This window comes from Mesorhizobium sp. M0106, assembly GCF_040322715.1.
In the GTDB taxonomy this organism is placed as follows: Bacteria; Pseudomonadota; Alphaproteobacteria; order Rhizobiales; family Rhizobiaceae; genus Mesorhizobium.
Genome location: NZ_JAMYUA010000112.1, coordinates 1 through 1,918, shown reverse-complemented (window position 1 = coordinate 1,918; position 1,918 = coordinate 1). Strand labels below are relative to the sequence as shown.

The 1,918-nt window shown below is 67.5% G+C and carries 1 protein-coding gene; it reads left to right on the top strand.

From position 1 onward, the window contains the following. On the top strand, positions 1 to 1,918 hold a 1,918-nt coding region (locus tag NKJ55_RS35245; RefSeq protein ID WP_352453902.1), incomplete at both ends, for a non-ribosomal peptide synthetase.

Genomic DNA, 1,918 nt, shown 5'->3' with positions numbered 1-1,918 from the left:
CACAATGGGCCTGTTCATCAACACCCTGCCTGTGCGCCTCGACCTCGACGGCACCGGAGTCGAGGAAAGCGTGCGCAGCACGCATCGCCGGCTTTCCGAGCTGCTGGCGCATGAGCATGCCTCGCTGGCGCTGGCGCAACGGTGCAGCGGCGTTGCCGCGCCGGCGCCGCTGTTCGGCGCGCTGCTGAACTACCGCCACAACACGCCGGCGGCCATGGCCGGCTCCGGGACGGAGGATGGTCTGTCCGGCGTGGAATGGCTGGGCAGCGAGGAGCGCACCAACTATCCGCTGACCCTGTCGGTGGAGGACTTTGGCGAGGCGCTCGGCCTCACGGCACAGGTGGCGGAGCCAATCTCCGCGGATCGGGTCTGCGGCTACATGCAGCGCGCGCTCGAAGCGCTGTCGGAGGCATTGGAGCAGGCTCCCGACAGGCCGGTGCGCGCGCTCGACATTCTTCCGCCCGAGGAGCGGACCTACCTTTTGGAGGAGCTGAACCGGACGGACGCGGCCTATCCGTCGGATCTTTGCATCCACGAGCTGTTCGAGCAGCAGGTGCGCCGGACGCCCGAGGCGGTGGCATTGGTGCATGAGGGCGAGGCGCTGAGCTATGGCGAACTCAATGCCCGGGCCAACCGGCTGGCCCATCATCTGATCGCCCTTGGGGTCAAGCCGGACCAGCCGGTGGCGATCTGCGTCGAGCGCAGCCCGGCGATGGTGGTCGGGCTGCTGGCGATCCTCAAGGCGGGCGGCGCCTATGTGCCGCTCGATCCGGCCTATCCGAGCCCACGGCTCAACCAGGTGCTCGCCGATGCCGCCCCCAAGCTGCTGCTGGCCGATACGGCCGGACGCGCCGCCCTCGGCGCCGAGGCGCTCGCCAGCCTGACGGCGGTCGACCTCTCGGGCGGCGCGCGTCCATGGGCCGGCCAGGGCGCTGACGACCCCGACCCGCGCGCGCTGGGGCTCACCCCCCGCCATCTCGCCTACATCATCTACACCTCGGGCTCCACCGGGACGCCCAAGGGCGTCATGGTCGAGCATCAAAGCACCGTGAACCTGCTGCGTTGGAGTAGCGGCGTCTACGCGCGAGCGCAGACCAGCCGCATGCTGTTCTCCACTTCGATCAGCTTTGATCTGTCCGTCTACGAGTGCTTCGCTACCCTGTCACAGGGCGGCACGCTCTATCTCGTCGACAATGCGCTGGCACTGGCGCAAACGCCTTTGGACGTCTCGCTGATCAATACAGTCCCCTCTACGATCGCCGCTCTGCTCGACAAGGAAGCAGTCCCCGCCGCGGCAAGCGCCATCAATTTGGCGGGCGAAGCGCTGAGCGCAGCTCTGATCGAGAGAATCTTCGAGCACAGCCGCGTCGAGAAGATCTGTAACCTATACGCCCCTTCCGAGACAACGACGTACTCGACCTGGATTTGCATGCCCAGGGGAGACACCGTCGTTGAAACGATCGGGCGTCCGATCGCCAACACGCGGATCTATCTTCTGGACGCTCATGGTCAGCCGGTGCCGTTCGGGGCGGTGGGCGAGCTTTACATCGGCGGGGCCGGCGTTGCGCGTGGCTACCTGAACCGGCCCGAGCTGACGGCGGAGCGGTTTTTGGCCGATCCGTTCAGCGATGAGGCAGGTGCGCGGATGTATCGGACCGGCGATCTGGCGCGCTATCTGCCGGACGGCAATCTGGCGTTCCTCGGCCGCAATGACGAGCAGGTGAAGATCCGCGGCTTCCGCATCGAACCGGGCGAAATCGCGGCGCGGCTGATCGAGCATGAATGGGTGCGCGAGGCGGCGGTGGTGGCGCGCGAGGACCGCGCCGGCGACAAGCAGCTTGTCGCCTATGTGGTGTGTGGCCCCGAGGCAGCATCGGACGACGGGGATGGAAGCGCGCTTGCCGGCGGCTTGCGCGCG